The following is a 24,180-nucleotide window of genomic DNA, read 5'->3' as shown; positions in this document are numbered from 1 at the left end:
CGTGACGGAGATTGCGATTGATGAAATTTGTATCTGCGCTGCTCGCCGCCGTTTGCGCGCTTTCCGGCCCTGCTATGGCAGCCGATGACTTGGCTTCCTGTGTCGAAATCCGAAGCGACAAACACCGCCTTGTCTGCTACGACCGGATCGCTGGCTACAAAGCGGCTGGTAAAGGCGCCACGACGGAGAAAAATGAGAACTGGCGCGAAAACTGGACACGGGAAATGGACACGTCCAAGTTCGACGACAGCCCCAAAGTGACGCTCATCAACACATCGAGAGAACCCTTTCAGGCTCTGATTGGACAAGCACGTGTCTCGCTGGTCATCCAGTGCGAAGAAAACACGACAATGCTCGCATTCCACATGGGTGGCCAAACGGTCAGTGACCGCAGCGCGCCTGTAGAAATCCGGTTTGACAAAGACCCGGCAGACGCCATCACAATGGAACGGTCTGCCGATTTTGAGTTTTTGGCCTTGTTTGGATACGCGAGGTCCAAAAGAATGCTCGACCGCATGATGGCGGCTGACACGATGCTTATGCGTTACATCGGCCGCCGTGGCGCCATGACTGGAGAATTTGACGTGACCGGCCTGGAAGAAGCCATCAAACCCTTGCGGGAAGCCTGCAACTGGTAGGTTCATTCCGCCGCCTCCCCGTTACTGACATGGTCTTGCAACGCTTTGGCCTGGCGCATGATTTCTTCAGTGATTGCAAGCAGCCCGTCCCCGTGCACGCGCACGAAGCGCCCACCGGCCAGCTCGCACAAGCGCTCTAGCATTGGCGCCACCTCGCCGCGCTCGGCGCAGTCGATCACCAGGTCCGCGAAGACATCCACCGGCATGAACGTGTCTCCGTGCCGCTCGTTGCCGGTGTTGCCGTAGTCAGAAAGCGTTTTGGAGTGAACACGCGTGACCGTCGCGGAATAGTCCTGACCACCACACATTTGCACTGTGCGCTGCGTGGCGATTTTCAAGCCGCGCCGATCAGTGTCGGTTGTGCGCCGACCGATGCTCATAGACCTACCCCCGAATTTTTACCGGTTTTCGGGGATGACAGATCGGTTTCCGCCAAAGATGATGAAATCAAAAGACATGGCGCAACTTCATCGACGCCGTATTGTTTTACTAACCGCAAGGTTTCTTGATGGATGAACTTCCGAATGGCCGTCGCTTTCTTGGTGACAATGTCACCACCGCTAACAAGACGTTCGTGCAATCGTCCGTCCTGGACAGCCACCCGCCCGAAATGATAGGGCGACATACGCTCGCCGCATCGCTGCTTGAGCGCCAAGAATGTTTCGATGGGTTGGATCAACTCATGGGGCATGAGCGAGATAATGCACGCTTATGCGTGCATGTCTATAATAATGAACGCTTTTACGTACGTGCTATCACGCACGAAGAACTCTATAAATCCAGCATGAGTGCACGCCCAATAGATAGAATTGCCGCTGCCATTCTGCTGAGTGGCAAGAGCAACCGAAGCATTTCCAAGTCCGCAAGGCTCGGTGTAAACGCTGTTTCTCAGCTGTTTACGTTAGAACGCATGCCCGGCCAAAAGGGACTTGCGCAACTATGCGACGCACTTTCCATAGACGCTGGGTGGGTATTGACTGGAAAACCGGCCAATCCCAAAATCGACGAAATCCTTGCGATAGCCGATGCACTCTCTTTTGAAGAAAAACGAACGTTTTTGAAGTCGCTGTCTCAAGGCGATCAGCTTAGCATCGACGAAATGAAAAAGCTTGCGAGCGACGCACGTGTTTCGTTCGAAGCGCTTCAGAACTGGATTCTCGGCTCGACGAACGGCAGCGCAACGCCCGAAACCGTCGCAGCATTTGACGAACTGGCTTCAATTGCAAATGGCAATGAACTGGATACCGAGCTGCTTATGGCATCTCTCGAAGAGGCGTACGAGATAGAACGGCAAGTATATGGAAAGCTCGGACCAGCCAGCACCCGTGCAAAACTTGTGAAAAAGATTTACGCGCTAAAATTAGCCGACACTTCTGATAGTTAAAAACACCAATAGGGGCACAACCTTTACGATATCAAAGGTTGTAATTTATGTATTCTGCGTTTCAACCGCAAATTGATCTTTACAGCCCATTAACTTTATCCTTTAAATGACTGAACGGCAGTTCACATGCTGCAAAAATCAAATAAACGTTTGTGCACCTTGGGGCGATACATGGCGAATTCTAAAGACCGCGAGAAACTTCTTAGGTTCGCCAAGGAACTCTATTCCGACGTTGCTCCGTTGACTGAGCATCAACAGCTGCAGCTGTTTCTGGATGAATGCGCGGAGTACAACTTGACGGTCTTTCTGGGCTCATTCGTGTGTCACAACCTCTTTGGCCACAGCCAGCCGGAAACCTTGACCGGTGAAGACATTGAGCTTTTCATGAAACATGCTGATTTCTTCCTGCAGGCCGCCATGCTGCAACAAAACATGATGCCATGAGAAACAACGCAACCAGACTAGATTTGACCTACTTGTCGACTGTCGACGATCCAATTGTGAAGGATCTGATTTCCGATTGCATTCGAAGCGACTTCGTAATCGACGAAAAGCTAGGCCGCTATTCCGAACACTTGGTTTGGCTGGACGGAAACCCGTTAACGCTGGACTCGCCAAAGATACTGTTTGGAGGCAGCGAAACACTAGCATCAACCGAATTTGGCTTTGACTGGCCGAAAACGCCGGTTTCTCCTGGCTCTGTGTTTAGCGACACCTATCGGCGACTAACCGCCGAAGGATACCGGGATTGCATCAACTATACGCAAGTAGTTGTCGAGCACATCGAGTGCCGTGACGCGATGGCAACAGACAACAGGCCTGTTTCTTATTCTCGCGCAGTCTTTCCGATAACAAATGGACAAGGGGCTTGGTTCATGGGCGTCTACGCCTTCAACTCTCAAGCGGCCCGATATCCAAGGGCCTTTGAAGGAGCTGGACGATCCCGGCAGGGTCACAGCCCAAGAAACACAAATCTTCATATGCCTTATTTGCCGGTGGCGACTTCCATTTGAGGCCACCGCCATAACAAGCCGGATAACCCCAGCGTAGAAAGAGTGCTTTCTGAAAGGCATGATGCCGTGCCATCCAGCCATACGTGTAGACTGGCGCCCATTTAGTATTGGCAATTACCAGGCACAAGCGAACCAAGTAGGCAGCGAGGTTGTTTTCACGCCACCGCTCCGCAACATACGTGTCACCAACATACGCAATCTGCCCGGTTATCCCTTTGGCAAACGACACCGCGTCATCTGCCAGCACAACGGGCTCCCCCGCTTCGGTTCTATAAGCACGCTCCCAAAACTCGCGAATATATCGGTCCAGATCCCACCCTGCGATTTCGTCACAGCGGATCGCGGAGGTGGCGACTACCTCCCCAGAGTCTGAGCGACAGGTAATCCCCTGGAACATGGAAGGCGGCAGAGTGTTGATTGACCGGTGGAAGTATTCACCGACATAACCCTTGTCCGATAGATCGACACTTGCGTGATACTTGCGCACTTCGTCATGCAACTCAATGTGCGCAACCCCAAAGGATCGCAATTTCTCTTCGAGCTGTGCGCCAGCTTTCATTAAATCAATAATTGAAAATTGTACGCCCGCCAAAACAACGCCCCTGTCGAACATTTTCAACACCAATCTAGCTAGTTTCACCAATATTGCGCGGCAATTTTAGGCCCTTTGCGACATTGGCTTCAACTTTTTTGCGTTCATTTACTTGATTTGCACGCTTATGCGTGCAAATATCATGTGAATTGAACGTAAAGGCCCAGATTGGCAATGACTCCACAACAGCCCTTAGTTTCTGTCGTCAGGGAAATACAATCCCTGAGTGCGAGCCAAGGTGCAAGCGAGTTGGTAGCGTTTCCGGCGGAAACACAATCAGGAGACGCAGCCATGACCGCCAGCATTCAAAACACAGCATCATCCCTGAAGGTCTTGCTGAATGGCTTGAAATGGTTTTGCGAGGCGACGCACGAACCGATTGAGAAGCGCGTCGAGTACCTCGAAATACTGGCTGACAGTTCACACAAGTGCTTCGCCAGCGTAGCCGCGCAGATCCGGTTTTACCAATCCGCCAAAAGCCCGACCCGTGCTCTGATCGTTACCCATGAGGACGGCAGGCAGGAATATGTGCACGGCCAGCAGGTGGAAACGCTGGTTCTGGCCCAGCCGGACAAGGCAGAGGACGCCGTCGTTTACGGCAAACCGGAAGCCCTGAAGGCCATCCGCGCGGCCCTTGCCGCAAACGGCCACACAGTCACCGGCCCGGCCAACATTCACGATCTTTCAGCGCAGGTGGCCGAAGCCGCCGTTGCAAGCATTGACCCACCTGACAAGGACAAGGCCCATGGAAACGCTACTTGAGATCATCCGCACCCTTGCACCCTGGCTGTGGACTGTGATCGGCCTTTGCCTGATTGTCCTTGTGGCCACCATGATATGCGCCCGAGCCGCCGCCCTGAAAGCTGCTGACAGCGAATTCGGCAACTGGCCGGACAAGACCCCTTCCAAAAAACCCAGAACCTCCCCCGCACCCGCAGGTTCAACAATGCAGCGCCTCTTGGCTGGCGTCGCATCGCGGGTGTCACTCGGCCTGGCCGTCGGCATCGTCGCCGGCCAGGCCCTTTTCTGGCTTTTCCCGAGGGGGTTTTGATGGCTATTCTCAGGGACGGCCGCTACCCGCAACCGGTCAAGAAACGTGAGACCGACGAAAGCTCCGATCATCGGCGAACAGCACGTTTTATAACTGCTGGCTATCTTGCAAGCATGAAAGCGGAAATCACTTGGCTGGAGACCAGCGGGCACACGAAGGAAGCCGCAGACGCGGAAGCCACATACAACGCCACACTGAACACGTTCAAAATCCGTCTGATGAATGGTGGATAGGATGGCGCGGCGCTGGAAACCAGGCGACAAGATCACGCCGGGCGTTCTGAATGACTGCCTCGATACGATGGCAAAGATCATCAACCTGCCCGGCGGCGAGAAATATGTGCCGATGTATCAGCGCCTGGAACGAGAGCTGCAAGCCCTGGAAGAGCGCCAAGACGCCTTGACGCGTATTCGTGCCCGCGCCCGTGGGCTTGAGCAACACGCGTCTTAGGCGTCTGCGCTGATCAGATCCAGCAGGTTTGAATCGTAAGGCAGCTCTATCCGCTTCAGCAGCTCAAGACGAAGCGCCAAATCACCCCCCTCGCCATATTCCGGCCGGTTGATGGAATGCCCCATCAACAGCCGCCGCATTTCCGGGTCGACATGCGCTGATTTCAGCCTGTCTTCAAACGAATGCCGAACCGAATAGACAATGTGCTTATCGGATGGCAACAAACTGCGCCGCCGCAAATGCTTCATCATGGTGGCCGAAAAGACGTTTTCCTTGTCCCGATACTTCGGAAAGCCCTGCGGCGCGCATTCCATGGCCTTCAAGGCAATGCCAACCAGGGGGATGCGCCGGACGCTGGATTCGGTCTTGATTTCACGCGACACGTCAAAATCGACGACTATGTGCGGAATGGCATCTTTGAGAAAGATCCGCGCCGGGTCGATGTTGCACAGCTCCGATGGGCGGCACCCGGTTTCGATGCAGGTCAGAAAGATGATCAGAGCTTGCGGGTTAAGTGCCCGGAACTTGCCTTTCTCGGCTCTATAGCTCTCTGCCTTCAGAAGCCGATCCCGAATCCAGCTGACAGGAAACGGCGGCGGCGTATCCCGAAGCCGCTTCGGGTCCTGAAACGACAAGCCGTCAAACGGGTTCGGCCGCTTGCGTTCGCCCAGCCTGGCGAACACCTCGCGGTAGATCCGGCGCAGGTTGCCGACATCCCGGTTGCCGGAATTACCGGACAGCCGCTTGTCGCCGCCCTTGCCGGTGATCCGGCCCTGCCACCAATCATAGAACTTCAGCGCATCGTCATCGGTGATCGAATCAAGTGTCTTGTCATCGACAATTTTTATGAAATTGTTGACGGCCCGCAGCTTCACCTTTTTGTACTGTTTGATCTGGTTAGCACTCTTGCCGGACAGCTCTTCAGCCGCGCAATGCTCTATGAAAATGTCATAGGCTTTCGAAAGCTTGACCTTCGGCGTCACGGCACCGCCAAGAACGGCTTCCGTATCAGCTGACAGCTGCGCCCCATCCTTGGACTTCAGGGCAACGATACGGCTGACAATTTCATCAAGCGGTGCATCCTGCACCAGATCGTCCAGACGTTTATAGGCGTGGCCAAGTGCCTTAGCCCGCATGCGCGCAGCTTCATAGCGCTGCTCAGCCTGTTCAGTACCGCCAGCAGCAAGCGAGGCCCAATGAAGATTGTCGGCCTCTTCCATGGCATCACGGCGAATCCTGGCCACATCCAGCGACGATGTGCCGAGCGCCACCTGAATCACACCCCGATCGTCAAGATGCGCGACGCGTTTCGGCACGCGCCGGAAGTAGCGCCATCGCCCTCTGAAGAGCTGCAGATAGCGATCATCTTTGGCCATGTCAGACACCCAAAAAACAAAATGTTATGTCTTATGTTATGTCTTTTCAAGAAAAAGTGCGAAAACTTAAAAGGCGCCCCGAAGGACGCCTTTAAAATCAAACCCTTAACGGTTTGTCTTTGGTGCGGTCGAGAAGACTCGAACTTCCACGGGTTTTACCCCACAGCGACCTCAACGCTGCGCGTCTACCAATTCCGCCACGACCGCATATTCGATTGTTTTCGGCGCCTGTCAGCGTCGAGGCGCTCCATGTAGCAAAAGGGCTTTGGGGGCGCAAGGGCCGAAGTGACATTAATTCACAAGGGCATGGAAATATTCTTGAGGCCCGTCCGGAAGCCTAGAGCGGACCGTCGGTCCTCATGGGACGGACTTCAGGCGGACGCATCAGAACCTCGGTGATGGAGATCCCGATCCTTTCGCCCAAAAGCACCACCTGCCCCTTGGCGACAAGCGTGTTGTTGGCGTAAATCTTGACGTCGTCATCTTCTGCAACGTCGAGATCGATGACCGCGCCACGGCCCATGCGCAACAGCTGATGGACAGGCATCTCGGACTCGCCGAGAACAACAGATATATCGACTTTGATCTCATCAAAGGTGGTCATCAGACACATCGATCCTTAAATAGGGCGAACGCCGCCAGCGCTTAACCATACCACGGCACGGCCAGCCAGCTCAAAAAACAAAGAAGTGTCATCCACATGTCACCTGCCGACCGCGACAGCCTCGCATTGAAATTTCTGCCAGAATCGGGCTCAGCACCCGTCGAATGGACAATCTCGGACAAGCTCGTCGACTACGAGACCGCGCTCGCCGCGATGAACGAACGCGTTGAGAGAATCATTTCAGGCGACGCACCCGAACAAGTATGGCTGCTGGAACACCCCCCGCTTTACACTGCCGGAACCAGCGCGGACGACAGCGATCTCGTTTCTCCCGATCGGTTTCCTGTTTACCGCACCGGCCGTGGTGGCCAGCACACATATCACGGGCCCGGCCAACGGGTTGCCTATGTCATGTTGGACCTGAAAAGACGTCAACAGGACGTCAGAGCCTTTGTCGCGGCCTTGGAAGCCTGGCTGATCAACAGCCTGTGGCACTATCATATTCGCGGCGAGCGGCGCGAAGACCGGGTCGGCGTTTGGGTGCGCCGGCCAGACCGTGGCGCGCAGGTCGAGGACAAGATCGCAGCCATTGGTATTCGCGTGCGAAAATGGGTGACCTTTCACGGCATCAGCTTCAACGTCGAACCGGACCTGGAGCACTTTTCCGGCATCATTCCCTGCGGCGTGGAGGAGCATGGCGTCACCAGCCTAGTAGACCTGGGTATTCCCGTCGGCCTTGCAGAAAATGACAGCGTGTTGCGGGCGGAATTTGAAAAGATCTTCGGTGACACCAGATAGCCGTGCAGCCTTGAAAACCTTCAGTTGAGCGATCCGATAAACGCCTGAAGGCGCTCCTTGCCGCCCGGTGCCCATCCGAGCGCTTTCAGCTTGCCAGGCTCCATCACGCCAACGGGTCCGTCAGCGCGCTGCGGCAACGCTGCCCCACTTAATCCCCTGTGCTCGGCATAGAGTTTGATGAGGTCCTGACGGTCGAGCAGAAGATCGGAAACATTGAAAACTTCAAAGGGCGCATTTCTTTGAGACGCATTGTCAAGAATTCTGGCAACCGCATCAGCAAGATCTTCACCATGGACCTCCGTCCCAAGCCTTGGTTCGATGCTTTCGCCACGTTCAAACGCAGCGAACAGATCAGACCATTTATGTTCTTGGGTTCCAGGCGCCGTCCCGTAGATGCCGGTCGCTCGCAAGGATGTACCCTTGAAACGGTCATCGCACAAAGACTGAAGTGCCTGTTCACATACCAGTTTCACTTGGCCATACAATGTGTTCGGTTCTGTCTCCGCCGTTTCGCCGAGCACGGCCCAATTGTTGACCTCGGAGTAAACGGCCCTGCTTGACAAGAACACAAAATGAGCAACTCCAGCAGCCTTAGATCTTTCCATCAGGCGCACGGTTCCTTCCGCATTGCGTTCGATGAAACCGTGCGGATCGTCTCCCTCGCCGTCCCTGTACTTGCCGGGTATATGCGACAAGGCGCAATGGATCAGCACATCGGCTTGGGGAACGTCAACTTGCGTGTCTGAAAGGTTCCAGGACTGGTAACCTGCTTTTAGCCAGTCAAGCGGCTGGCGACCCAGCGCTGTCAGCTGGTGCCCATCACGGTGAAGGCGATCAGCGATAAAACGGCCTACCAGACCGCTTCCACCGGTTATCAGAACGTGCATTCAAACAGCCTGTCAGGTTGCAAGGACCGCAGGCCCCGGCAAACACCCGATGTCTTCCGGCATTCCCGTCCCGCTCGCAAAGGCCTGCCACAAATCAACAAGCGGACGCAACAACTCAGCCTTGGGATGATCAGTTTGCCACGGTTTTTCATACTGGTAGTGCAGAACGTGAATTTGGTTCCAATCCCACAGTTCTGGCAGATTGAACCAGACATATTGCAGCATATTGTAAAACACAGGCAGGCCGTGCCAGTCGGGAAAATAGCTTTCCAGGAAAGTCTGGTCAGTCCGCCGCCAAAACACGTCCGGCTGATCCAGCGCAGTTGCCATTGCAGAAAAGGTCGCATCGCTCGGTCTGGCCGTGAAAACACCGCTGTTGAGACGATGAAAATCTGCAAGGCCTTCATAGACATTCGGCGCTGCGCAAAACTCAGGATACTCAAACAGCTTGTCACAGTTCTTCAGAACCAACGCGTCGGCATCAATGAAGACGACCCTTTCATAGTCGCGCAGTTGCCAGAGCCGCAGTTTGACGAAGTTGTCCAGCGGCGTATGAAAAAGTGGTTTGCCGCCTTTTGAAAATGGTGCTGCCTTGTGCAACCTCCCTCTTTCGTGGCGTTCATTGAAGGCTGCTGAGGTTGCAAGCCTTTCACAGCGACCAAACCTTGGCATGAAGCTTTCAAGCGCGGTGAGATCAGCTTCCTCGACACCCGGTGTATGAAGCACCACCAGGTCGGCTTCTGTCCCGGTTCTTCGAAGCGAGCGCAACAGGGCTGTCGCTCCCAGAACATAGTCCTGATTGGTCACCAATGTGACATAGGCAACTCTGGCTGAGGGCGCTCGATCGAACGCAGGAGCACTGTCCATCGGTACAATCAGGAAACGGACTTCAGCCGAGGATGCTCAGGATCATGCTCGATTTCATCGGCAATTTCCTTCGTCCAGGCCGAGACGGCAGGCACTCGGCTCCGGTCAACCCGGTAAGCGTAGGCTTTGGCGACATCAACGACTTCACCAAGCAGCCCCTCTTCTAGGGTAATCGGATCGAGGCCCAACTCGAGAAACTGCTTGTTCTCGACAACAAGATCGTTTTCTGCCGCTTCCTTGCGTGGATTGGGCAGATAGGCAACCTTGGCGCCTGTTTGACGCGAAATCATTTCAGCAAGATCACGCACACGGTGGGTCTCGGTCATCTGGTTGAAAACCTTCACCCGGTCGCCGCGTATGGGCGGGTTCTTGAGGGCCAGTTCGATGCAACGCACTGAATCTTGTATGTGAATGAAGGCCCTTGTCTGTCCGCCCGTCCCATGAACCGTGAGCGGATAACCAATAGCGGCCTGGATCAGAAACCTGTTCAGGACAGTGCCGTAGTCACCATCGTAGTCGAACCGGTTGATCAGCTGTTTGTGGCGCAATGTCTGCTGCGTGTGAGTGCCCCAGACGATCCCCTGATGCAGATCGGTGATCCTCATCCCATCGTTCTTTGCATAGAACTGGAAGAGCAGCTGATCCAGACACTTGGTCATGTGATAGATGGAGCCCGGATTTGCCGGATAGAGGATTTCCTGGTTTGCCTTGTGTCCTGCAAGGGTGTCCACATCAACGGAAAGATACCCTTCAGGGATGGCAGCTCCCACGTTGGAATAGCCGTAAACCCCCATCGTGCCGAGATGAATGAGATGTGCGTCCAGTCCCAGCTCCACCATGGCGTTGAGCAGGTGATGAGTGGCGTTGACGTTGTTGTTGACGGTGTAATTCTTGTGCTGATCAGATTTCATCGAATAGGGCGCGGCGCGTTGTTCGGCGAAATGGATGATTGCATCAGGCCGATTGTCCGCAAGCCAGCCCTTGAAGACCTCATAGTCTTCGGCAATATCTATCAGATGAAAATTGATGGTGTTGCCGGTTTCCTGTTTCCAGATGCGCGTTCGTTCCTGAATGGAATCCATTGGCGTCAATGACTGTACGCCCAACTCCGCATCGATCCAGCGCCGGCTGAGATTGTCGACAATGTGAACCTCATGGCCCTTGTCCGACAAATGCAAAGATGTAGGCCAGCCGACAAAACCGTCACCGCCAAGTATCGCAATTTTCACAAGTCATCTCCCCGAGTTACACAATTTGGCACAGGCGTGCTTCACTCAAATTGTGCTATATGAGTGACCAGATCATTGCGATGATTCCGTGACAATTCAACGATGATTTTTCAGATTGATACACAATACCGCAGCCTGAAGCGTTTCTCGTTTTTGGCTGGTCTGGACGAACGCCGAAAGCGGTTCCGGGTGACATGCGCAATAGGTTCAGCTGTGGTTAGGCAGTGTCACGCATTTCAAAGTCGCCACTACAGGGGCTGACAGGCTCAAGATCCTTCACGGAACGAACGCGCGCAAATGACGGACCTTTCCAAATCGCATCCATCATATCGACGACCATATCCGAAGGACCTGAGAAAACGGCTTCCACAGAGCCTGTTTTCAAGTTTCGAACCCAACCGGAAAGCTGACGTCGCTCAGCCTCGGCTGCACACCATGCCCGATAGCCGACACCTTGCACCCTTCCCTCGACCAGTACATGAACGGTCAGTGGATCACTCGTCATTCAAACCTCATCTCATCCGCACTTGAATGAAGCACAATCATGCCGGTGGTTCCACTGAAGGATCGCGGTCTTCAGGCACAATCCAAAGGCGTCGATTGGGAAGCGAGCGATTGAAACAGGTTTAATTGAATGAAAGTGCCCACCACTTTAAATTGAACAAAGGTTGTATCTAGTTCAACCTAAACAAATAATTCATCATAACTCGTACAATAAAAACAAATAAAACAGAAAACTTGATCAATTTGTAATTTCAAACAACACAACTAATAATTTAGTAACATTTGCCAATAAGATTTACAGCGCAGTAATTCTAGTCGAGTCCTTCCAAATGCCGTTCAAATCACGTGCCTTCGCGTCAAAAAAACGCATAAGACTGTTGCCGGAAGTTGCGATAACACTTGTTGGACTTGCAGCAATGACCCTCGTTCTTGCGGAGTTGGATGCATTCGAGCGGATCTATGATTTTTCACGCGCACATGAAAACTACGAACTGGATGAGATTTTAACAGCGCTATTTGCATCTCCAGTAATCTTGCTGGTCTTCGCTTTCCGACGCGTACGAGACCTGAAAAAGGAAATCAGACGACGGGTAACTGCAGAAGCCGAGTTGAGGCATCTTGCTCAGACAGATCTGCTGACCGGACTGCCGAACCGTCATTTCTTCTTCGACACGCTCCGGAAACATTTGAATTCACAATCAAGATCGAACCTACCGATTGCCCTCATTCAAGTGGATCTGGATCGTTTCAAGCAGGTCAATGACAGGTTGGGACCTGCTTTCGGTGATTACATCCTCAAACAAATCGCGCAGCTGCTTGCTGAAAACGCTTCGAAGGACTGGCTTGTCGCGCGCATCGGCGGAGATGAATTTGTAGTCGCGGCAGACGTGGCACAAGAAGCCGACGCCCAGGCGATCGCCAAAAGGCTTGCAACAATCTTCAATAGATCCTTCATTCACCAAAATACCGAATGCACGATTGGTGTCAGCATTGGTGTGGCCGTTCACGACAGCGCTTCGCTCACCAATAACACTGATCCTGAAACCCTGCTCATGAACGCCGATATCGCGCTCCATAGAGCCAAAGTCGGCGGACGAAACCGGATCGAAGTGTTTGAACCCACTTTCCGTTCCGACTTCGAAAGGAACACGGTCCTCTCCAACGATCTTCTGCGCGCCATCGCACGGAAGGAGTTCTTTCCCGTCTACCAACCGCTGGTAGACTCTTCGACGCAAAAAATCGTTGGCGCAGAAGCCCTCGTGCGCTGGAAACATCCAACGCGCGGTGTGCTTCCACCTGCCATGTTCATGGAGCTGGCGCAAACTCTTGGTGTGCTTGCCGATATCGATCAGGCCATGTTCGAAGAAGCAGTAAAGAAGAGAAAGATCTGGGAACGAATGCTGCAAAACCCGCCGCGCATTTCGGTCAATATCTCTGCGGAGCGCCTCAAGTCGCCAAGTTTCCTAAGCACAGTTCAAGCCGCCGGTGTTCAACCGAATACGATCATCTTCGAGATAAGCGAGGCGGTGACGTTCGAAGAGCTTGACGATGTTTCGAAATACAATCTTGATGCCCTGGAGGGACTTGGCGTTGAAGTTGAGATTGATGATTTCGGGTCTGGCCGCGCATCGATCCTGAGCCTTTTGGAAATGAAACCACGCCGACTGAAAATCGACAGAAACCTGACGGCACCCGTTGTTGAGTCCGAGCAGGCACGAAGCCTTGTCGCGAGCATTCTCGATATCGCTCACACCCTTTCCATAGAAGTGGTCGCAGAGGGTGTTGAAACCAGTCAGCACGCGGAAATTCTCAGAGAACAAGGCTGTTCACTGCTTCAAGGATACTATTTTTCCCGCCCGATCGAGGAAACCGCCTTTGAAGAGCTGCTCCAATCGGACCAGGCCCGCAGTGCGAACTGGCCAACACAAGGACTGGGCCATCGCCCAGCCGCGGCAGGTTAAAACCGCTTCATTCTCAAAGACACTCATTTGGCACTTATGAACGTGCCTAGCCTCAAGCCGTTCGGGATATGGCCGTGCTTCGCTTTTGTTCATCCAGCATGACAAGTAGCGATGCCCCCACAATGACCAGTGCACCCGGCCAGAAAGCCCCGGAAGGCGCAAACCCAAAAGCCAGGAACCCAACGGCAATGTTGAGTGGCAGTTTCAAATGGTCAAAGGGCTGCACAAACGTTGCGTCGGCATTTTTATAGGCGAGCGTCAGCAGGTAGTTGGCAACGACTGTCAGGACGCCAGCGCCGATCAGCAACCAAAGGGCATTGCCTGAAGGCACAATTCCGCCATCACCAAGAGCAAGCAGAGCATTGACCGGTGTCAGCAACAGCAGCAGATAAACCGTAATGGAATCTGCTCTTTCGGTCGCTGTCAGCTTTTTGGTCACGAGAGATGTACCAGCCCAGAAGGCTGCGGCAGCAACAGGCAGGACAGCCCCCCAATGAAACGCCTCAGTCCACGGCTGGAGGATAATCATACCGCCTGAAAAACCGGCAACGGTCGCAAGCCAGCGAACAACGCCCACTTTCTCGGAGAAAAACAGCTTCGCGCCGATGATAACGAAAAACGGAGACGTCATAACAAGAGCAATCGCTTGCCAGATTTCCACTCTTGCAAGGCCCGCCACCCACAACTGGATGCCGACGACAGCCAGTGCGGCCCGCAACAGATGCCAACCGAGTTGACGCGTTTTCAGGGAAGACAGGCCCCGCCGGAGAACCCATGGCAAGGCGATGAGCAATCCAAGGGCATATTGCCAGAAGGCCGCCGAAGTTGACGGGACGCCCAATTGCATTGTCGAGGCCTGCAGAGCCCCATTGACCAAGGCAAAGCATGCCCCCGCGCCGACCATCGCAAGCGCGGCAAACAAGGGGCCTGAGAAGGCTCCGCGAGAAGGTGAAGTCATTTCGTTTGATCCTGTCCGGTTCGTCCATTCCAGAACAGTCTCAAAAGACACGCGTCCGCACGCCTTGCTGTTAGACCCGCGTCCAAGTTCTCTCTCATCCGGACTGTAACCGTCGGCTCCGGCTTCTCACCGGATCTGCTGACCCTTGAAACAAACGTTGCAAGGCGCTCGCGGGCTCCAGGTTTCCCTGATACCGCCGGTGGGGAATTGCACCCCGCCCCGAGAACTGTTCTCTGCACCACTGTCTAACGGGTGCGCTTGTCCTTGGCAACGTTTTCGTGGTCAAAATTTCAGTGTTACTGAAAAGCTGTGAACCTTCCGTTCTGGTCTAGCGGCAATGAGAGTTTCACGCTCGGGAGAAATTGCTCTCAAGATACTGGACAATCTCAGAAGGCTGACGAGCAATCAGTACCGGGTCTTCCTTGTGGAGCTCATCATGGCTGCCGTAGCCCCAAAGAACTCCGATGCTTTCGACACCATTCGCCTTTGCACCAATCAGATCGTGTTCGCGGTCACCGATCATGACGACTTGCGTTGACGTAATGCCCTCTTCGTCGAGAATGTAAGAGATAAGGTCGGCTTTTGCCGAACGTTTGCCGTCAAGTTCTGAACCGTACACCTTGCCGAAATACGGCATCAGTTCGAAATGTTCGACGATCTTGCCGGCATAAGCGTGAGGTTTGGACGTGCAGACATGCAACTCAAATCCCAATGACCGCAAATCACTCAAAGTCTGAGGTATCCCCTCGATCAAGGTATTCTCGTAGAGACCAACGTCGGTGAAACGCTCTCTATAAAAGGCAACGGCCCGGTCCAACTCGGCCTTGTCATCGGTGTCCAGAAGAATGCGGAAACTGTCCCAGAGCGAGGGCCCGATACACCAATGAAGATCTTTTGCGTCCGGAACCTTCGATGACATCTTATCAAGAGCATGCTGGATTGAACGGGTAATGCCCTCAAAAGGGTCAGTAAGCGTGCCATCCAGATCAAACAAAACGGTTGTAACGGACATCCGGTTTTCCTGTTAGAGAATCAATACGGCCCATGACGAAGACATCATGGGCCGCAGCACTAGCGTTTGTCCGCTCACAGTGTCAATCAAACCTCAAATCACGAGAACTCCATGATCACCGCGTCTACTGCAAGGCTGTCACCTGGTGCTGCCTTGATGGCAGAAACCGTGCAGTCCCGCTCTGCTCTCAGGACATTCTCCATTTTCATGGCTTCGACAACGGCAAGCTGTTCACCAGCCTTCACCTCCTGCCCTTCGTCAACGGCAATCGATACGACGAGCCCCGGCATTGGGCACAACAACATCTTGGATGTGTCCGGCGGCAGCTTTTCAGGCATCAGTTCGTCAAGTTCGGCAACCCTTGGGGTCATAACTTTCGCAACGACCGAATACCCTTGCCAGTCGAGTCGATAGCCACCAGTTACCTTGCGGATCTGCACTGTCACCGGCTGATCGCCGACTTTGCCTGACCAAAGCGGGTCACCGGGTGCCCAATCCGATTCAACATTCATCACAGGACCATCGCCGACGGCAACATCGAGTTCGACTGGTGTCCCAGGATAACCTGCAGCAAGACGTATCGGCACATAAGTCTTGTCGAGCCGAACAACCCAGTCCTCCCGAATAGCGCCAGAATGAGGACGCAAGCGGCCTGGCAAATGGTCCAGACGTTCGCCTTCCAAGGCTCCCATGGAAAGGGCAACTGCCGCCAGCACAGAATAGGCTGCTTCATCTGGAACGGCAGGTGAGAAACCGTCCGGGTATTCGTCGGCAATAAAACTTGTTGCCAATTCCCCGGAACGCCAACGCGGATGGTTCATCAACGCGGTCAGGAATGGAACGTTGTGCTGGATCCCATCGACATAAAACGCATCAAGCGCTGTGCTCATAGCATCGATTGCCTGCTCACGAGTCGGAGCGTGGGTGATCAGCTTGGCAATCATGGGATCGTAGAACATGGAGATCTCCGACCCTTCGACAACGCCGGTGTCGTTCCGGATCGTCACACCGTCCGAAGAGGCCTCTTCTGGTGGCTGATAACGGACCAGACGTCCGATCGACGGCAGAAAGTTCCGATATGGATCTTCGGCATAGATCCGGCTTTCGACCGACCAGCCGTTCAACTTCACATCATCCTGTGCGAGCGACAGTTTTTCACCCGCTGCAACGCGGATCATCTGCTCGACCAGGTCAACGCCCGTGATCAGTTCTGTGACCGGGTGCTCCACCTGAAGACGGGTGTTCATCTCCAGAAAGTAAAAACTCTTGTCCTGACCGGCAACGAACTCGACCGTTCCTGCACTGTCGTAATCGACGGCATTCGCAAGTGCGACGGCTTGCTCGCCCATCTTGCGACGCGTTTCCTCATCCAGCAGCGGCGACGGAGCTTCTTCAATGACTTTCTGATTGCGGCGCTGGATCGAGCATTCGCGCTCTCCCAGGTAAATCGCGTTTCCGTGCTTGTCACCAAGCACCTGAATTTCAATGTGACGCGGGTTTTCGATGAACTTTTCGATAAAGACGCGATCATCGCCGAATGACGATGCGGCTTCGGACTTGGAACGGGTGTAACCGTCCCTGGCCTCTTCCGCATTCCAAGCGATACGCATTCCTTTGCCGCCGCCGCCGGCGGAGGCCTTGATCATCACCGGGTAGCCGATCTCACCTGCTATCTCAACGGCCTGATCTGCAGATTCAATGACACCCAGATACCCGGGAACCGTGCTGACCTTGGCATCGTTTGCGAACTTTTTGGACTCGATCTTGTCGCCCATCGCCTCGATTGCACGCGAGTTCGGCCCGATCCAGACGATCCCTTCTTTGGCCAGCGCTGCTGGAAAGCTCGCACGTTCGGACAAAAACCCATAGCCAGGGTGAACCGCCTCGGCACCGGTTTCCTTGCATGCGGAGATGATCCTGTCGGCCACCAGATAGGATTCAGCAGCTGCCGCCGGTCCGATATGAACAGCCTCGTCAGCCATCTCTACATGCAACGCGTCCCGGTCCGCGTCTGAATAGACAGCGACCGTCTTGATGCCCATGCGACGTGCCGTCTTGATAACCCGGCAAGCGATCTCGCCCCGGTTGGCGACAAGAATTTTCGAGAACATTGAATTCCACCCAGCTGGATCGTTTCCAGAGTTGTAGGCTGGCCCACTGCCCTGCGCAACTTATCCAAAGGGCGAGAGGAGTATTGCGGACACCTTGCTACGCACTCCCTCTGGCAGCTGAGCTACAAACGGGATGCACTTGACCGAAATGTGATGCATTTCTGCCAGTTCCGGCAGAAGTTTGCGAACGGTCTTTATCTCAATCTTAAGAAAACTACTGCAGTAAATACTGATGCTTGGAGGAGAACTCATGGCAAAGCTTTTTGCTTTTGCACTTGTTGCAGTCAGTTTGTTGTCTCACACCGCGAACGCAGAAACGTTCGCCAAGTGGAGCCGAGGCGACGTCGACGGATTCACCCGTTACTGGACCACAAACAATGTTGGTGCGAATTTCGTCATCTGGTGCCATCCGGACCGCAAGGTCAACGGAACTGTTCTCCACATCGAGATTGATGGACAAACTCCGGCGCCAAGTAGCCACATCAAACTGATTATTGACCAGGAAATTCTTGATCTGCCCGTGAACAAACAAGGCTATATCGGCAGCGACTGCGCAACCTGCTCTGACAGTTTCAGCTATGTCTGGCACCGCTTGCGCGCGGCAACCACATTGGCTGTCAAATTCGAAGACAATCGGTATGCAGGATTTTCGCTCAAAGGTGTCAAACAGATCCTCCCGGGCCCTGTCTGTCCGACAGACTTCGGGAAAATACATTCCTGAGCAATTTCCGGATATCAGTCCTTTAACGTTAGTTTTCTAACACATGCGATTCAGGCACACAGGCGAACCACCAATTGAGCCTGTGACTTGAGACTGCCTCCCCCCGGTCAAGTACGGGCAGCTCCCTAAGCTTTCGACTCTCCAAAAAGGCAAGCTCACAAAATTTGGGGGCTAAGCTGTCTTTAAGTGTCCGACGTCACATCTCCGCACCACAGATTGGTACAGACTTCGCTAAGTTCTTACCTTAGGGTAAGGTCAAGAGTCTCACTTTGAACTATTGCTAGTCGCCGGATTTCAAACTCAACAAAGTTCACCGGCATCGCAAGGAGATATCGATGCACAAAGGCAAACTCTTTAGCGCTACGCTCGCTCTTGCCGGTTTTTGCATGGCTACTGCCGCCGAGGCACGCCCGGACCTTCGTCAAATGACCTGCGCACAAGCACAGAACATGGTAGTCCGGCACGGTGCCGTCGTCTTCACGACAGGCCAGCACACCTATTCCATGTTTGTTTCCAACAGAAGCTATTGCGATTGGAACCAGGAACTGTTCGTGCAGTACGGCCCGACACGCGACAACCGCAAATGCCCTGTGGCTTATCAGTGTAAAGAACCTCTGTTCGGACGCGGCTTTAACCGCTGGAACTGATCTCCAGTAGCAGACACCAAAAAGGGCCGAAAAATCGGCCCTTTTTCATCTGGAAACCAAGCATTTCGGTTCTTCTCAAAGCGGAATGTTGTCGTGCTTCTTCCACGGCATTTCGACATTCTTCGACCGCAGCAAGGCAAGCGCTTTGGCAACCCTGCGCCGCGTTGAATGAGGTCGGATGACGTCGTCAATATAACCGCGTTCCGCAGCAACAAACGGGTTTGCAAACCTGTCTTCATAGTCCTTGGTGCGCTGGGCAATCTTGTCAGCATCGCCAAGTTCGGATCGATACAGGATCTCAACCGCACCTTTTGCTCCCATGACGGCAATTTCGGCTGATGGCCAGGCATAATTGATGTCGCCACCGATATGCTTGGAACTCATGACGTCATATGCACCACCGTAGGCCTTGCGCGTAATCACGGTCACTTTCGGCACAGTTGCTTCCGTGTAGGCAAACAGCAATTTCGCACCGTGCTTGATGAGGCCACCATATTCCTGCGACGTCCCTGGCAAGAAGCCGGGCACATCGACAAAGGTTACGATCGGAATACCGAAACAGTCGCAAAAACGCACAAATCTTGCGGCCTTGCGGCTGGCATCGGAATCCAGAACCCCAGCGAGCACCATCGGCTGGTTGGCTATGATGCCGACTGTCCGCCCCTCGATCCGGCCGAGCCCGGTGATGATGTTCCCTGCAAAACTGCCTTGCAGCTCGTAGAAGTCGCCCTCATCAACTGTTTTAAGAACGAGTTCCTTCATGTCGTAAGGCTTGTTCGGATTGTCCGGAATTAGCGTATCCAGGCTGTTGTCGATACGATCCGGGTCGTCGTAGTTCGTCAGTTCAGGCAAATCGGCCTGATTGTTCATCGGCAGAAAGTCGATGAGACGCCGCATTTCATCCAGGGCCTCGACATCATTGTCGAACGCCCCGTCCGCGATGGAAGACTTTGTCGTGTGGATCGACGCGCCACCAAGTTCTTCTGCGGTCACTGTCTCGTTGGTAACCGTCTTCACAACATCGGGCCCGGTAACGAACATATAGGACGTGTCTCTGACCATGAAGATAAAGTCGGTCATGGCCGGACAATAAACGTCACCACCGGCGCAAGGACCCATGATCAACGAAATCTGCGGAATAACACCCGAGGCCAGCACATTACGTTTGAACACCTCACCGTATCCGCCCAGCGCAGCGACACCTTCCTGAATACGGGCACCACCAGCATCGAAAAGACCAATGACAGGCGCGCGATTTTGAAGCGCCATATCCTGCAGCTTGGTGATTTTTTCAGCGTGTGCTTCCGACAAGGAGCCACCAAAAACCGTGAAATCCTTTGAAAACACATAGACTGTTCGGCCGTTGACTGTGCCCCAACCGGTCACAACGCCATCGCCGGGTATGTGCTGTTCTTCCATGCCGAAATCGGTGCACCGATGCTGCTTGAACATGTCAAACTCTTCAAACGAGCCTTCGTCCAACAGGATCTCGATCCGCTCACGCGCCGTCAGCTTGCCTTTTGAGTGCTGCGCGTCGATGCGACGCTGCCCGCCACCAAGCCGGGCAGTTTCCCGGCGGGTTTCCAATTCGGCCAGAACTTCTTTCATCCGGTCCTCCCAAGATACGTCAGCTGAGGCTCTAACATGCCCCCCAGTCGCAGCATAGTCAGCACATGGGATTATGGGGAAGTACGCCTACACCTCATACAAAACGGCAAAAATATGATTTGCGACACATCCCCTAACGTTATTTCATACTAAATTCGGTGATTGTGAACGGGCTCCTTTTGAGCTGAGTCCGGGCACTGAAGGGATTTTGCCCTGCAATAAAAATGCATTTTTATGGCTTAATACTGCAAGCCGGCTGGGAGCATTTGCGATGACTTTATACAGTCCCGAAACAACATGGATTGCCATTTTAGGCGGCGGTTTCTCTGGTTCGATACTCGCTGGAGGAAGTGTTTTTCAGTTCGATCTCTGGAATATGGGATCGAAGAAATTACCCATACAGGTTCTGGTGACCGGCAAGCGCGCCGGCTTGATGGCGGAAGCCGGTACCGCCATGGCGGTTCTTCTTGTCACGGGCTGCAGAACGGCAAGAGAGATGGACGGCATTACATCTTCCGGGCTCGACTGGGAACTGTCCTTTGGCGGTGATGCGGATGCGGTTGTCAAATCCGGCGCAAGTGTTTTCAAGGAAGTCATGAAAGCTGCGGGCAAGCAAACCGGTGAATGGGCGTTGCATGAATCAGGAAAACGCCTTGCCCAATACATTGTTGGCGACCTCGGCGTTGTTCAGCAGGGACGACAATTCAATCTTCTGCCCACACCAATATCTGCCTCCATCGGTGCCGGGATCTTTTATGAATGGCAGAAACTACACGTGCTAGACGGTGAAATAGGTTGGAACTATATTTCGCCGGAATATTCGGTCGAGAACCGATCCGGCAACGTTTACATGCGAATGAAGAACATCCCGGTCAAAGACGGCACAACAATTCATCTTGGCTTTGGCGTGGACGAATGGGGGATCGACGGCAACATCAAGTGGACACCAACGTCTTCCGGGCCACGGATCGGTCGCAGCAGACTGCATATTGACTGTGCAGTCTATGGCGGAGAGCTCTATCAGAGCTTCAACCGCAATGAACAGCCCGGCATCAACCTCAGTCAGCTGCAGCCCGCAGGACGCAGCGAAGCTGGCATGCTGACAGTCTCCAACACCAAGGAAGTCGCGAAAAACGGTAAGCTCACCATCTACCCGCGTATCTTCAAATTCACGAACTATCCCTACTGGTCAGCAGACGACACCATGACCGTGCATGTTGACGGCAAGGGACGGTTTACAAAGGTGGATGGAACGACTTCCTTTAGAGACTAATGCGTAAGATTGCCTAAAGAGTGAGCAAGAGCGCCGCCAGTTTGTACTTTGACAGCCTTCAGAAATTTGCAATGATTGCTTAACAACGAAGCACACGCAAAGGGGAGGCAATGGCGGACGCTCGCACTTTCTTCAATGAAATGCTCGACGAGACCGGGAACTCGCGCACTCCGTATGCCAGGCTCTCAAAATGGCTTGAAGACAAGCCCGCCAACTTCCTTTCCAAAAAGAGCCGAGATGCAGAAACGATCTTCAGACGTCTCGGCATTACCTTTGCGGTCTATGGTGCCGAAGAGGCAACCGAACGCCTGATTCCCTTCGATCCGATCCCCCGAGTGATATCGGCCGGGGAATGGCGCCGCTTGTCAGCCGGTATTGACCAGCGTGTGCGGGCGCTGAATGCGTTCATGCATGATATTTATCACCGGCAGGAAATCTTGAGGGCCGGCAGAATACCTGCCGATCTGATTTTGCAGAACGAGGCTTTTCTCCCGGAAATGGCCGGGTTCACACCTGCACGCAAAGTTTATGCGCATATCATCGGTACCGACCTCGTAAGGGTGTCTGAGAACGAGTTCTATGTTCTTGAAGACAATACCCGCACCCCTTCCGGTGTCTCCTACATGATGGAGAACCGGGAAACCATGATGCGCCTGTTTCCAGAGCTCTTCCAGATGCATCGCGTCGCCCCGGTCGAGCAATATCCCGAAAGCCTTCGCCTCACCTTGGAAAGCGTTGCTCCGGACCTGTCCAAATCAACCCAGACCGTGGTCGTCCTGACGCCCGGCATTTATAACTCTGCCTATTTCGAGCACGCCTTTTTGGCCGACTCAATGGGCGTTGAACTGGTTGAAGGCCGGGATCTATTTGTCGACGCAGGCAAAGTATTCATGCGTACGACGCGTCAACCGAAACAGGTCGATGTCATTTACCGGCGCATTGACGATGCGTTTCTGGACCCCCTCACCTTCAATCCGGACAGCATGCTTGGCGTGCCGGGATTGTTTGACGCCTATCGTGCCGGCAACGTCACGATCTGCAACGCGCCTGGAACGGGTATCGCGGATGACAAGGCGATCTATGCCTATGTCCCCGACATCATCGAGTTCTATACAGGTCAAAAACCCATACTGAACAACGTGCCGACCTGGAACTGTTCCCGCCCTGACGATCTTGCCTATGTCTTGGACAACCTTGAAGAGATTGTGGTGAAGGAAGTCCACGGATCTGGTGGCTACGGAATGCTGATAGGTCCAACTGCGTCGAAGCGGGAAATTGCTGAATTCCGAAAGGTACTGGAATCCAATCCATCCAACTATATCGCACAGCCTACCTTGGCCCTGTCGGCCTGTCCGACACACGTGGCATCGGGTGTTGCCCCGCGCCACGTAGACCTTCGCCCGTTTGTCCTGATCGGAGACCGGGTTCGCATTACGCCTGGCGGCCTGACCCGAGTTGCGCTGAAAAGGGGATCGCTCGTCGTGAACTCCAGCCAGGGCGGCGGCACCAAAGACACCTGGGTACTTGAGGACTAGATGCTCGGAAGAACCGCCTCTTCGCTGTTTTGGATGTCGCGCTATCAGGAGCGCGCCCTGAACGTCACGCGCCTGCTGGAAGTAGGCTACCGCGGCGCCATCATGTCTCACATGGGTCAGGAGCACGGCACCCACTGGACTTTTGCGCTGACTTGTGCCGGTTGTGAAAGCGGTTTTCAAGCCAAATACGACGAACTGGCTCTTCGCAATGTCACCAATTACCTGATCTTTTCCAAAGACAATCCGGCAAGTGTCAGAAACAGTCTGGAGCATGCGCGTAACAATGCCCGCGCGGTGCGCACCAGTATCACAACTGAGCTTTGGGAGGCGATCAACACAACCTGGATCGAGTTTGCCGAAGTCAATCCACAATCGATCACACAGGAAAAACTTCCAGATTTCCTGGCCTGGGTCATCCAACGCGAACATCTTTGCCGCGGAGCGTTTCTGAACACCGTCCTGCGGGACGACGGTTATTGCTTCAGCCAGATGGGCAATTTTGTGGAACGCGCCGACAATACGGCCCGCATCTTGAACACACAGTATTGGGTGCTTCTGCCCGACAACGACATAATCGAAGACGGTTCCACGGACCGTTTCCAATGGTCAGCGATCCTCAGGGCGCTTTCCGGTCGCAGAAGTTATCGTTTCGCCTATTCAAATGCCCACCTGAAGGCGTTCAACATCGCAGAGTTTCTTGTGCTCAGGAAAGAGATGCCGCGGTCTCTTGCGCACTGCTATGACTGGATCAGCGATACTGCGGAAGACCTTGAACAATTCTATGGCTCAAGCGAGCCGAGCCTTCAACTTGCCACAGACATCGCAAAAGAACTGAGGCAAAAGCAAATGCGGGAAATCTATCAGGAAGGCCTCCATGAATTCCTCACAGACTTCATCGGCAAGAACAATCAGTTCGCCCAACAGCTTTCCGAAGACTACAATTTTGCCTGACCTGAGCCCC

The 24,180-nt window shown here is 53.8% G+C and carries 26 protein-coding genes, 1 tRNA gene and 1 riboswitch; of the genes, 14 read left to right on the top strand and 13 right to left on the bottom strand.

Translation table 11 applies throughout. The annotated features are described in order from the left end of the window. Positions 1-20: 20 nt before the first annotated feature. A complete protein-coding gene (locus FIV00_RS14595) occupies positions 21-638 on the top strand; it encodes a type VI secretion system-associated protein TagO (RefSeq protein ID WP_152501430.1) in 618 nt (205 codons plus the stop codon). Positions 639-640: 2 nt separating this feature from the next. On the opposite strand, the gene FIV00_RS14590 is transcribed toward FIV00_RS14595, so the two are convergent. Continuing rightward, a complete protein-coding gene (locus FIV00_RS14590) occupies positions 641-1,018 on the bottom strand; it encodes a hypothetical protein (protein ID WP_152501429.1) in 378 nt (125 codons plus the stop codon). A gap of 128 nt (positions 1,019-1,146) precedes the next feature. Between FIV00_RS14590 and FIV00_RS14585 the strand changes: the two genes are divergently transcribed. Next, entirely contained in the window at positions 1,147-2,022 is an 876-nt protein-coding gene (locus FIV00_RS14585) for a hypothetical protein (RefSeq protein ID WP_152501428.1), read from the top strand. A gap of 171 nt (positions 2,023-2,193) precedes the next feature. Further along, on the top strand, positions 2,194-2,466 hold the full coding sequence (locus FIV00_RS14580; RefSeq protein WP_152501427.1) for a hypothetical protein: 273 nt from the start codon (positions 2,194-2,196) through the stop codon (positions 2,464-2,466). Between the two features lie 447 nt (positions 2,467-2,913). On the opposite strand, the gene FIV00_RS14575 is transcribed toward FIV00_RS14580, so the two are convergent. Beyond that, on the bottom strand, positions 2,914-3,654 hold the full coding sequence (locus FIV00_RS14575) for a hypothetical protein (RefSeq protein WP_152501426.1): 741 nt from the start codon (positions 3,652-3,654) through the stop codon (positions 2,914-2,916). A gap of 264 nt (positions 3,655-3,918) precedes the next feature. On the opposite strand from FIV00_RS14575, the gene FIV00_RS14570 reads away from it, so the two are divergent. Genes FIV00_RS14570 through FIV00_RS14555 form a run of 4 tightly spaced genes read left to right on the top strand, consistent with a single transcriptional unit; the run spans position 3,919 to position 5,128 of the window. Beyond that, complete coding sequence (locus FIV00_RS14570; RefSeq protein ID WP_152501425.1) at positions 3,919-4,389, top strand: hypothetical protein; 471 nt, start codon at positions 3,919-3,921, stop codon at positions 4,387-4,389. After that, on the top strand, positions 4,373-4,678 hold the full coding sequence (locus tag FIV00_RS14565; RefSeq protein WP_152501424.1) for a hypothetical protein: 306 nt from the start codon (positions 4,373-4,375) through the stop codon (positions 4,676-4,678). Before FIV00_RS14570 ends, FIV00_RS14565 begins: the two co-directional genes overlap by 17 nt. After that, a complete protein-coding gene (locus FIV00_RS14560; RefSeq protein ID WP_152501423.1) occupies positions 4,678-4,911 on the top strand; it encodes a hypothetical protein in 234 nt (77 codons plus the stop codon). The genes FIV00_RS14565 and FIV00_RS14560 overlap by 1 nt, the downstream gene beginning before the upstream one ends. A gap of 1 nt (position 4,912) precedes the next feature. Beyond that, positions 4,913-5,128, top strand: coding sequence for a hypothetical protein (locus tag FIV00_RS14555; RefSeq protein ID WP_152501422.1), 216 nt, complete (start codon positions 4,913-4,915; stop codon positions 5,126-5,128). Here FIV00_RS14555 and FIV00_RS14550 read toward each other — a convergent pair. The 3 genes from FIV00_RS14550 to FIV00_RS14540 form a co-directional block, all read right to left on the bottom strand. After that, positions 5,125-6,504, bottom strand: coding sequence for an integrase (locus FIV00_RS14550; RefSeq protein WP_152501421.1), 1,380 nt, complete (start codon positions 6,502-6,504; stop codon positions 5,125-5,127). The genes FIV00_RS14555 and FIV00_RS14550 overlap by 4 nt on opposite strands. 120 nt (positions 6,505-6,624) lie before the next feature. Beyond that, positions 6,625-6,711: transfer RNA gene (locus FIV00_RS14545), tRNA-Leu, on the bottom strand. Positions 6,712-6,841: 130 nt separating this feature from the next. Beyond that, complete coding sequence (locus FIV00_RS14540; RefSeq protein ID WP_152501420.1) at positions 6,842-7,108, bottom strand: FliM/FliN family flagellar motor switch protein; 267 nt, start codon at positions 7,106-7,108, stop codon at positions 6,842-6,844. 96 nt (positions 7,109-7,204) lie between these two features. Between FIV00_RS14540 and lipB the strand changes: the two genes are divergently transcribed. Next, on the top strand, positions 7,205-7,906 hold the full coding sequence (gene lipB, locus FIV00_RS14535; RefSeq protein ID WP_152501419.1) for a lipoyl(octanoyl) transferase LipB: 702 nt from the start codon (positions 7,205-7,207) through the stop codon (positions 7,904-7,906). 20 nt (positions 7,907-7,926) lie between these two features. Here lipB and FIV00_RS14530 read toward each other — a convergent pair whose 3' ends face one another. From FIV00_RS14530 to FIV00_RS14515, 4 genes are all read right to left on the bottom strand, one after another. Further along, positions 7,927-8,793, bottom strand: a complete 867-nt coding sequence (locus FIV00_RS14530) for an NAD(P)-dependent oxidoreductase (RefSeq protein WP_152501418.1) — start codon at positions 8,791-8,793, stop codon at positions 7,927-7,929. A 12-nt stretch (positions 8,794-8,805) separates the two neighbouring features. Then, positions 8,806-9,660, bottom strand: a complete 855-nt coding sequence (locus FIV00_RS14525) for a glycosyltransferase (protein WP_152501417.1) — start codon at positions 9,658-9,660, stop codon at positions 8,806-8,808. Between the two features lie 8 nt (positions 9,661-9,668). After that, complete coding sequence (locus FIV00_RS14520) at positions 9,669-10,889, bottom strand: NAD-dependent epimerase/dehydratase family protein (protein ID WP_152501416.1); 1,221 nt, start codon at positions 10,887-10,889, stop codon at positions 9,669-9,671. A 217-nt stretch (positions 10,890-11,106) separates the two neighbouring features. Beyond that, complete coding sequence (locus FIV00_RS14515; RefSeq protein WP_152501415.1) at positions 11,107-11,394, bottom strand: acylphosphatase; 288 nt, start codon at positions 11,392-11,394, stop codon at positions 11,107-11,109. A gap of 415 nt (positions 11,395-11,809) precedes the next feature. Here FIV00_RS14515 and FIV00_RS14510 point away from each other — a divergent pair, with 415 nt between their 5' ends. Continuing rightward, positions 11,810-13,354: a bifunctional diguanylate cyclase/phosphodiesterase gene (locus tag FIV00_RS14510; protein WP_173005993.1), complete on the top strand. Its 1,545-nt coding sequence runs from the start codon at positions 11,810-11,812 to the stop codon at positions 13,352-13,354. 52 nt (positions 13,355-13,406) lie between these two features. Here the strand turns inward: FIV00_RS14510 and FIV00_RS14505 are convergent, their stop codons facing one another. The 3 genes from FIV00_RS14505 to FIV00_RS14495 form a co-directional block, all read right to left on the bottom strand. Further along, positions 13,407-14,312, bottom strand: coding sequence for a DMT family transporter (locus tag FIV00_RS14505; protein WP_152501413.1), 906 nt, complete (start codon positions 14,310-14,312; stop codon positions 13,407-13,409). A gap of 82 nt (positions 14,313-14,394) precedes the next feature. Beyond that, positions 14,395-14,543, bottom strand: a riboswitch (FMN riboswitch). A gap of 115 nt (positions 14,544-14,658) precedes the next feature. Further along, entirely contained in the window at positions 14,659-15,324 is a 666-nt protein-coding gene (locus FIV00_RS14500; protein ID WP_152501412.1) for an HAD family hydrolase, read from the bottom strand. A 98-nt stretch (positions 15,325-15,422) separates the two neighbouring features. Further along, positions 15,423-17,435 (bottom strand): acetyl/propionyl/methylcrotonyl-CoA carboxylase subunit alpha, encoded by a 2,013-nt coding sequence (locus FIV00_RS14495; RefSeq protein WP_152501411.1) that lies wholly within the window; start codon positions 17,433-17,435, stop codon positions 15,423-15,425. A gap of 250 nt (positions 17,436-17,685) precedes the next feature. Here FIV00_RS14495 and FIV00_RS14490 point away from each other — a divergent pair, with 250 nt between their 5' ends. Then, entirely contained in the window at positions 17,686-18,156 is a 471-nt protein-coding gene (locus FIV00_RS14490) for a hypothetical protein (protein ID WP_152501410.1), read from the top strand. 335 nt (positions 18,157-18,491) lie between these two features. Beyond that, positions 18,492-18,803, top strand: coding sequence for a hypothetical protein (locus FIV00_RS14485; RefSeq protein ID WP_152501409.1), 312 nt, complete (start codon positions 18,492-18,494; stop codon positions 18,801-18,803). A gap of 75 nt (positions 18,804-18,878) precedes the next feature. Here the strand turns inward: FIV00_RS14485 and FIV00_RS14480 are convergent, their stop codons facing one another. Continuing rightward, complete coding sequence (locus FIV00_RS14480; RefSeq protein ID WP_152501408.1) at positions 18,879-20,411, bottom strand: acyl-CoA carboxylase subunit beta; 1,533 nt, start codon at positions 20,409-20,411, stop codon at positions 18,879-18,881. Positions 20,412-20,682: 271 nt separating this feature from the next. On the opposite strand from FIV00_RS14480, the gene FIV00_RS14475 reads away from it, so the two are divergent. The 3 genes from FIV00_RS14475 (at position 20,683) to FIV00_RS14465 (ending at position 24,170) form a co-directional block, all read left to right on the top strand. Continuing rightward, the gene (locus FIV00_RS14475; RefSeq protein WP_152501407.1) at positions 20,683-21,684 is read left to right on the top strand and encodes a hypothetical protein; all 1,002 of its coding nucleotides are present in this window, start codon (positions 20,683-20,685) and stop codon (positions 21,682-21,684) included. Between the two features lie 110 nt (positions 21,685-21,794). Next, complete coding sequence (locus tag FIV00_RS14470) at positions 21,795-23,219, top strand: circularly permuted type 2 ATP-grasp protein (RefSeq protein WP_152501406.1); 1,425 nt, start codon at positions 21,795-21,797, stop codon at positions 23,217-23,219. Further along, on the top strand, positions 23,220-24,170 hold the full coding sequence (locus FIV00_RS14465; RefSeq protein WP_152501405.1) for an alpha-E domain-containing protein: 951 nt from the start codon (positions 23,220-23,222) through the stop codon (positions 24,168-24,170). Positions 24,171-24,180 lie beyond the last annotated feature (10 nt).

This window comes from Labrenzia sp. THAF82, from assembly GCF_009363435.1.
In the GTDB taxonomy this organism is placed as follows: domain Bacteria; phylum Pseudomonadota; class Alphaproteobacteria; order Rhizobiales; family Stappiaceae; genus Roseibium; species Roseibium porphyridii.
This window is presented reverse-complemented; position numbering and strand designations above follow the sequence as displayed.

Excerpts from the sequence above, each read along its gene's own strand:
- FIV00_RS14595 (WP_152501430.1), top strand. The coding sequence starts at position 21 with ATGAAATTTGTATCTGCGCTGCTCGCCGCCGTTTGCGCGCTTTCCGGC.
- FIV00_RS14590 (WP_152501429.1), bottom strand. The coding sequence starts at position 1,018 with ATGAGCATCGGTCGGCGCACAACCGACACTGATCGGCGCGGCTTGAAA.
- FIV00_RS14585 (WP_152501428.1), top strand. The coding sequence starts at position 1,147 with ATGGATGAACTTCCGAATGGCCGTCGCTTTCTTGGTGACAATGTCACC.
- FIV00_RS14580 (WP_152501427.1), top strand. The coding sequence starts at position 2,194 with ATGGCGAATTCTAAAGACCGCGAGAAACTTCTTAGGTTCGCCAAGGAA.
- FIV00_RS14570 (WP_152501425.1), top strand. The coding sequence starts at position 3,919 with ATGACCGCCAGCATTCAAAACACAGCATCATCCCTGAAGGTCTTGCTG.
- FIV00_RS14565 (WP_152501424.1), top strand. The coding sequence starts at position 4,373 with ATGGAAACGCTACTTGAGATCATCCGCACCCTTGCACCCTGGCTGTGG.
- FIV00_RS14560 (WP_152501423.1), top strand. The coding sequence starts at position 4,678 with ATGGCTATTCTCAGGGACGGCCGCTACCCGCAACCGGTCAAGAAACGT.
- FIV00_RS14555 (WP_152501422.1), top strand. The coding sequence starts at position 4,913 with ATGGCGCGGCGCTGGAAACCAGGCGACAAGATCACGCCGGGCGTTCTG.
- FIV00_RS14550 (WP_152501421.1), bottom strand. The coding sequence starts at position 6,504 with ATGGCCAAAGATGATCGCTATCTGCAGCTCTTCAGAGGGCGATGGCGC.
- FIV00_RS14540 (WP_152501420.1), bottom strand. The coding sequence starts at position 7,108 with ATGACCACCTTTGATGAGATCAAAGTCGATATATCTGTTGTTCTCGGC.
- lipB (WP_152501419.1), top strand. The coding sequence starts at position 7,205 with ATGTCACCTGCCGACCGCGACAGCCTCGCATTGAAATTTCTGCCAGAA.
- FIV00_RS14530 (WP_152501418.1), bottom strand. The coding sequence starts at position 8,793 with ATGCACGTTCTGATAACCGGTGGAAGCGGTCTGGTAGGCCGTTTTATC.
- FIV00_RS14525 (WP_152501417.1), bottom strand. The coding sequence starts at position 9,660 with ATGGACAGTGCTCCTGCGTTCGATCGAGCGCCCTCAGCCAGAGTTGCC.
- FIV00_RS14515 (WP_152501415.1), bottom strand. The coding sequence starts at position 11,394 with ATGACGAGTGATCCACTGACCGTTCATGTACTGGTCGAGGGAAGGGTG.
- FIV00_RS14510 (WP_173005993.1), top strand. The coding sequence starts at position 11,810 with ATGACCCTCGTTCTTGCGGAGTTGGATGCATTCGAGCGGATCTATGAT.
- FIV00_RS14505 (WP_152501413.1), bottom strand. The coding sequence starts at position 14,312 with ATGACTTCACCTTCTCGCGGAGCCTTCTCAGGCCCCTTGTTTGCCGCG.
- FIV00_RS14500 (WP_152501412.1), bottom strand. The coding sequence starts at position 15,324 with ATGTCCGTTACAACCGTTTTGTTTGATCTGGATGGCACGCTTACTGAC.
- FIV00_RS14495 (WP_152501411.1), bottom strand. The coding sequence starts at position 17,435 with ATGTTCTCGAAAATTCTTGTCGCCAACCGGGGCGAGATCGCTTGCCGG.
- FIV00_RS14490 (WP_152501410.1), top strand. The coding sequence starts at position 17,686 with ATGGCAAAGCTTTTTGCTTTTGCACTTGTTGCAGTCAGTTTGTTGTCT.
- FIV00_RS14485 (WP_152501409.1), top strand. The coding sequence starts at position 18,492 with ATGCACAAAGGCAAACTCTTTAGCGCTACGCTCGCTCTTGCCGGTTTT.
- FIV00_RS14480 (WP_152501408.1), bottom strand. The coding sequence starts at position 20,411 with ATGAAAGAAGTTCTGGCCGAATTGGAAACCCGCCGGGAAACTGCCCGG.
- FIV00_RS14475 (WP_152501407.1), top strand. The coding sequence starts at position 20,683 with ATGACTTTATACAGTCCCGAAACAACATGGATTGCCATTTTAGGCGGC.
- FIV00_RS14470 (WP_152501406.1), top strand. The coding sequence starts at position 21,795 with ATGGCGGACGCTCGCACTTTCTTCAATGAAATGCTCGACGAGACCGGG.
- FIV00_RS14465 (WP_152501405.1), top strand. The coding sequence starts at position 23,220 with ATGCTCGGAAGAACCGCCTCTTCGCTGTTTTGGATGTCGCGCTATCAG.